The following is a 6156-nucleotide window of genomic DNA, read 5'->3' on the forward strand; positions in this document are numbered from 1 at the left end:
ATCGGGCAAGCGTCGCTGGGTTGACCCCCATTGGTTTTGGCGGCAATAAGCTATTTTCGTATCGGTCTTGAGTGGATTCGTACTGCTCTCCTTGAGGGCTGGCGCTTGATTCGGCTTGTTGCTTTCTTTTCTAATTCTGACCCTGAACCGGCTATGGCTTCTCGTCCTCAGCATCGGCAACGCTCTTATCGCCTTGAATTCCAGTTTTGCTCTTTTTCTTACTCCCCTGACTGAATCTTTTGTCCGTCAATCAGGCGTTCGGTGTTGAGTTTCTTGAAACAAGCTTTGATGGCGACGGCTTCTCCTGAGCAAGTCTCCATGCCTTCCCTCATCCCTGCTACCTGAATCCTTACGATCTTCTAAGCTGTATTTTGACCAAATGTACACAAATTTGTTTTTTTAGAATCCTTCTGACTTGACTAGAACTCAATTCAATTCCAGTCTCTTGCTCTAAATGCTTTGCTAATCTCTCTGCTGTTCACCTTCCATATTCATACCCAAATTCTTTCGGTTCTTTATCGATGATTTCTATCAATAATTCTATATACTCAGGTGTAGCTTTATGGAAATTCCCTTTCATTCTTTCGTCAACCAGGCTTTCCAAATTATTCGGATCTCCATGAGTACACCAGTAGGCAACTTTTCTTAATGAGCAACCTAAAAAATCGGCAATCTCTTGATATTTTTTGCCATCATTTCTTAATAAGAGCATCAAGATTCTTTCTCGAATATCTGGATTCTCCTGATACTTGAGTTCATGCTGCAATATTTTTTTCTCTTCCGTGGTTATATAGTTTTTAATCGGCATATCAATATGGTATTGTTTTTGTACTATTATATGTGATTTGGATGCCGATTAGCTTACCCAGATGATACAGTTTTTCAAACAGGCAAAGTTTACAATTGAATCAGTAGATCCTGTTAAATGGCAAACTATACCAGTTCAGCGCTCAAAATTAGCTCGTGAATTTCAAGACTGTTCTGAAGAAGATTTACTGGTTTCTGAGTTTACTATTATTTTGAGGCCGATCTGAATAAGTCTTCCTCATAGTTTTTCAATAAAGCTTCAAATTTTAATCATAAAGCCTTGCTTTCTAACATGTTTCAAAATACTAAAAGAAAAACAAAATTTGTTTTTCTTTTAAAACTAATTTTAGTTAAAGCCGCTGCATCTTTCATTGCAATATTTTTCTATGGCCCTCTACTCGGAGGATTAGGGGATTCATCCAGGTATTTATCTGCACCATTTAAGCCAACGCTGGTAAATTTTACCAATAGAACTTACTTCGCGGATGCAGTTTTTGGTTTCTTGAGAATTTTTCTTGACCAAATACAGACACATTTATTTATATCATTATTAAACGGATTCTTTATTTGGTTTATTTTTCGCAAAAGTTATCCCTTTTTAAACAAAATTTGCTTTTGGATCGCTTTTCTCTTACCTCACTTCCTGATTTGGACTTCCTCTGTTGGTAAAGAAGCACTCGTGATCCCTGGCTTTCTTTTATTGATTAAGCTTAATGTCGATATTGTACTCAAAACCAAAATAAATTATTTTCAAGTTCTTCTGTCGTTATGGATTACTTATCTGGTCAGACCCAACTACTTAATCTCTTACATATTTTTAACTGCTTCAACACTACTTATTTATAAAACAAATATTTTTTACAAACTCAAAGCAAAATTGATTGCAAACTTTTTGTTGCTTATATACATCGGAACATTTATGGTACTTGCGCTATTTTTAACCTATGGGTTATGGGAAGATAAAATTCTAGAAATCATGAGATTCAGTGAATGGCAGTTCTTTTCCTATGATGCCAGAACAAATCGTCTAGACCTTGATTGGGAATCAACCTTTGATTTTTTCAAACATTTCTGGTGGGGTATTCCTGCATCAATTATTGGACCAACACTTTCAGAAGCAATTCAACACCCCTTGCTTTTCCCGGCACTTATTGAAGGAACTTTTGCATTTACTCTTTTATTTTACACCATCTTAAAACTGACAACATTTTCAAAAAACAATCAAAAAATTAAACAGTTAGTTGTCTTTGGATTTATTCCGGCAGTTATTATAGGCTTGTTGAGCCACTACCCACTAGGGATTCTCAATCCTGGTTCTGCATTACGGTATAAGCAATCGCTAGCACCACTTTTCTATTTTTATCCATTATTACTTATGGCTCGTATCAAACAAGTCAAAGAACAAGCCCGTAGCCACTCATGAAGATCTTATTCATTATCACTAGGGCAGATGTTGCAGGAGGGGCACAATTATATCTAAGAGACTTAGCAAGTAAGTTAGTTGAGCACCGAGTTATGGTTTTAACAGGTGTAAAAGGAAAATTCAATGATGTCTTGGCAAATTCAAAGATAGAATCAATTGCTTGCCCTACATTTAAAAATAATATTAATCCTCTAGAAGATTGGCAGACTTTAGATTTTATCAAGTTTACAATTCGTCAATTTCATCCCGATCTAGTTGTCACGCATTCAAGTAAAGCGGGGATCTTGGGAAGATTGGCTACTAAACAATGCTCTGTCCCATCCATTTTTACTGCCCATGGTTGGTCTTTTACTAAAGGAATTTCAGAACCAAAGCGTACTATTTACCAATGGATTGAACAGTGGATTTCAAGTTTTACAGACCAAATTATTTGTGTATCAGAGTATGATATTCAACTAGCGCTCAGGGCAGGTATTGAAGCACATCGCTTAACTAAAATATACTCTGGTATTCAAGATATTTCACCAAACTTGAGAGCTAGTCTTTCTAATAGTGATCCAGTTAAAATTATCATGACGGCTCGTTTCGAGCCACAGAAAGATCATCAAACACTCTTGATGGCTTTACAAGGTTTAACTGGAGTAGAACTCAATCTTTTAGAAGATGGCCCGCTCATGGACAAATACCAAAAGATGGCTAACGATTTAGGCATTGCCCATTGTGTGAAATTTTTGGGATTTTCTCCTAATGTGGCTGAGCACCTTGCCCAATCACAAATTTTTGTATTAATTACCAATTGGGAAGGTTTTCCTATTTCTACCCTTGAAGCAATGCGAGCAGGTTTACCGACAATTGTTTCAGATGTCAATGGTTGCTCTGAAGCGATTGTTGAAGGAGAAACGGGCTACGTTATTCCTCATGGTGATGTGGAAACATTACGCTCACGATTGAAAACACTGATTAGCGATCCACAGCTCCGCATTAGCATGGGCAATGCCGCACGAAAACGATATGAACAACACTATACCTTCGAGATGATGTATGAACGTACTTTAGAAGTCTATCAGCAGGTAGTCAATTCCCAATGACGATATTGATGACAGGAGCTACCGGATTAACAGGTAAGCTTTTTTTGCAACAATTACAAACAGTTTTGCCAGAGCAAAAACTACACTGCTTAATTCGTAGCAATAGCAACAAAGAGATTATTTCTGATGTCAAACTACACTTCAATTTTTGCACTGGAGATAGTTCTGAGCAGCACAGTTGGAGCCATATACTCAAAACAATCTCAGTGGAAACAATTATTCATCTTGCCCAGCTTCGTCATGTTTCCACGATTCTTCAATCCCTTACCGAGCTAAACATTTTCCCTCGTTTAATTATCATTGGGACAACAGGAGTTTATTCACGATATAATCAGTATTCTTCAGACTACAAAATAGCAGAAGACGAGCTTCGTCATTATGAGGGAACCTATTGTCTACTACGTCCCACCATGATCTATGGTTCCCATCGAGATAAGAACCTCCATAAATTAATCAGGTTTTGCGATCGCCACCAATTCTTCCCCGTCTTTGGCTCCGGGCAATCCCTCCTCCAACCTGTCCACGCTGACGATCTAGCCCAAGCCCTCCTCGCCGTCCTGCTCAATCCCCAAATTGAGGGAGCTTACGACCTCTCCGGGGGAACCGTCGTCACCTTCCTAGAACTCCTCGCCCTCGTTGAAAAGCTCCTGGGTAAACCCGTCCGCCCCCTGCGAGTTCCCTACAACCTTGGCCTCTGGTCAGCAACCCTCGCAGAAACCCTTTTAAGAGAGCGATCGCCCATTCGTCGCGAACAAATTCTTAGGCTTCAAGAAGACAAAGCCTATTCCCACGAAGCGGCTACACGAGATTTTGGCTACGCTCCACGATCGCTCGAAGTTGGACTCACCCAAGAAATCGAAATCTTACGCGCAGAGGGCATAATTTGAACAGTGTAATGACCCTGTAGTCATGAATGTTCTCGTTTTTGTGTCAATTAGTCTGATTCTCGCCCTGAGCGTGACTGGCTGGCTGAGAAGCCAATTCCAAATCCAACTGCTCGATATTCCAAACGATCGCAGCTCCCACACGCAGCCCACACCGCGAGGGGGTGGGCTAGGATTTATTGTGGCGTTTTTGTTGATGATTAGTTCAATGGTGGCGTTCGATCGCGCCTTGCTCCTAGAGGTGGTGGAACTGTGGGCGGTGTTGCTGCCCTTGGCGATCGCAGGTTTTTTAGACGATCGATATAATCTACCGGCTCGCGTTCGTTACTTGGTGCAATTGGGTGCTGCGGCGATCGCGGTTTATGCGTTTGCGACGCTGCCAATTCCGGGGCTGTCAGGGCTGGGCAGCGTGGGGCAATGGGTGGGGTTTGGGGTGACGTTGATTGCATTCACCGCCATCATTAATTTCTACAATTTTATGGATGGGTTGGATGGCTTGGTGGCCAGTGTGACGGCGTTGCAATTGGGGTTTTTGGCGGTGTATTTGCAGCAGCCGTTGTGGTGGTTGTTGGTGGGGGCGTTGTGTGGGTTTCTCTATTGGAATTGGTCGCCTGCGAAGATTTTTATGGGGGATGTGGGGAGTACGGTGCTGGGGGCAGCGGTGGCGATCGCACTCCTCAACGCCACGGATACACCACAGTTTTGGCCCGCTTGCGCGATTATGATCCCGCTGCTCGGTGATGCCGTTTACACCTTAATGCGGCGCTTACTCAACCGAGAAAATATTTTCCAAGCCCATCGATCGCACCTCTATCAACGGTTGCAGCAATCGGGCTGGAGTCATGGCCAAGTGGCGATCACCTATCTAATCTTGACAGGCGCGATCGCGCTCTTGATTGGTCAATGGGGCGGGATTGGGGCGGGATTGGGTTTGGGGCTGGGAGGAGGTGCGATCGCACTGGGGGAAGTTTATTTATACTATAGGCAAAGCGTCACGAGGTAGACCCCATGACCCTCTCCGCAGATCGTGCAATTATCTATCCTGATTGTGATGGCCAGCCCATGGCAGATAATACGCAGCAATTTCGCTGGATTGTCCTGATCAAAGAAAATCTAGAGCTATTGTTTGCTGACCAAGCCGATGTTTTCGTAGCGGGGGATTTGCTGTGGTATCCCGTCGAAGGCCATCCCGAAATTCGCGTAGCTCCTGATGCGATGGTGATTTTTGGTCGCCCTAAAGGCGATCGCGGCTCCTATCGTCAATGGCAAGAAGACCAGATCGCGCCCCAAGTGGTGTTTGAGATTCTTTCGCCGGGAAATCGCCTCAAGGAAATGACGAAAAAACAACAGTTTTACGATCGCTATGGGGTGGAAGAATATTACATCTATGATCCTGACCGCCATGATTTTAATGGTCTGTATCGGGGTGACGAGACGCTGACTGTGATTGAAGATCTGCACAACTGGACGAGTCCACGGCTTGGGATTCGGTTTGAGTTAACCCCGGAAACGCTCGAAATTTACCGCCCCGATGGTCGCAAGTTTTTAACCACGTTGGAACTTGAGCAACGGGCAGAAACGGCACATCAACGGGCTGAACAGGAATACCAGCGGGCTGAACAAGAATATCAACGGGCTGAACGACTGGCGGCAAAACTGAAAACCCTCGGTATCGACCCCGATCAACTCTAGCCAGAAGCCTTTTTAACGAAAAGCCCTCTCCCGTGGGAGCTGCTGCTTATACACAAATCAAGCTCAAGAGTAGACACCCCGGCTTGATCCCCCCTAGCCCCCCTTAATCAAGCTAATCCTGTAGGGGTTTTACTAAGTCATATGTATTAGGGGGTTGAAGATATCCTGAGAGATAAAGCCCAGTAAGGCTATGGAGATTAGACTATGCCCAAAATGATGAGGAGTAAGCACAGTAGAGATGTCAGAGTTTAGCCAACTCAAC

Annotated in this window: 5 protein-coding genes and 1 pseudogene; 5 read left to right on the forward strand and 1 reads right to left on the reverse strand. The window is 43.1% G+C overall.

The window, feature by feature from the left end; translation table 11 throughout:
• Positions 1–333: 333 nt before the first annotated feature.
• Positions 334–808, reverse strand: a pseudogene (locus tag SPI6313_RS22080) (IS630 family transposase); the annotation flags it as partial.
• Between the two features lie 291 nt (positions 809–1099).
• On the opposite strand from SPI6313_RS22080, the gene SPI6313_RS22085 reads away from it, so the two are divergent.
• Genes SPI6313_RS22085 through SPI6313_RS22105 form a run of 5 tightly spaced genes read left to right on the forward strand, consistent with a single transcriptional unit; the run spans position 1100 to position 5894 of the window.
• Complete coding sequence (locus SPI6313_RS22085) at positions 1100–2230, forward strand: hypothetical protein (RefSeq protein WP_072622924.1); 1131 nt, start codon at positions 1100–1102, stop codon at positions 2228–2230.
• Entirely contained in the window at positions 2227–3318 is a 1092-nt protein-coding gene (locus tag SPI6313_RS22090) for a glycosyltransferase family 4 protein (RefSeq protein WP_072622925.1), read from the forward strand. The genes SPI6313_RS22085 and SPI6313_RS22090 overlap by 4 nt, the downstream gene beginning before the upstream one ends.
• An 8-nt stretch (positions 3319–3326) precedes the next feature.
• On the forward strand, positions 3327–4205 hold the full coding sequence (locus tag SPI6313_RS22095) for an NAD-dependent epimerase/dehydratase family protein (RefSeq protein ID WP_084669228.1): 879 nt from the start codon (positions 3327–3329) through the stop codon (positions 4203–4205).
• 22 nt (positions 4206–4227) lie between these two features.
• Positions 4228–5205 carry an MraY family glycosyltransferase gene (locus tag SPI6313_RS22100; protein ID WP_072622927.1) on the forward strand — a complete coding sequence of 326 codons (978 nt, stop codon included), beginning with the start codon at positions 4228–4230 and terminating at the stop codon, positions 5203–5205.
• Positions 5206–5210: 5 nt separating this feature from the next.
• Entirely contained in the window at positions 5211–5894 is a 684-nt protein-coding gene (locus SPI6313_RS22105; RefSeq protein ID WP_072622928.1) for a Uma2 family endonuclease, read from the forward strand.
• Positions 5895–6156 lie beyond the last annotated feature (262 nt).

It is taken from the genome of Spirulina major PCC 6313, from assembly GCF_001890765.1.
GTDB classification, from domain to species: domain Bacteria; phylum Cyanobacteriota; class Cyanobacteriia; order Cyanobacteriales; family Spirulinaceae; genus Spirulina; species Spirulina major.

Excerpts from the sequence above, each read along its gene's own strand:
- SPI6313_RS22085 (WP_072622924.1), top strand. The coding sequence starts at position 1,100 with ATGTTTCAAAATACTAAAAGAAAAACAAAATTTGTTTTTCTTTTAAAA.
- SPI6313_RS22090 (WP_072622925.1), top strand. The coding sequence starts at position 2,227 with ATGAAGATCTTATTCATTATCACTAGGGCAGATGTTGCAGGAGGGGCA.
- SPI6313_RS22095 (WP_084669228.1), top strand. The coding sequence starts at position 3,327 with ATGACAGGAGCTACCGGATTAACAGGTAAGCTTTTTTTGCAACAATTA.
- SPI6313_RS22100 (WP_072622927.1), top strand. The coding sequence starts at position 4,228 with ATGAATGTTCTCGTTTTTGTGTCAATTAGTCTGATTCTCGCCCTGAGC.
- SPI6313_RS22105 (WP_072622928.1), top strand. The coding sequence starts at position 5,211 with ATGACCCTCTCCGCAGATCGTGCAATTATCTATCCTGATTGTGATGGC.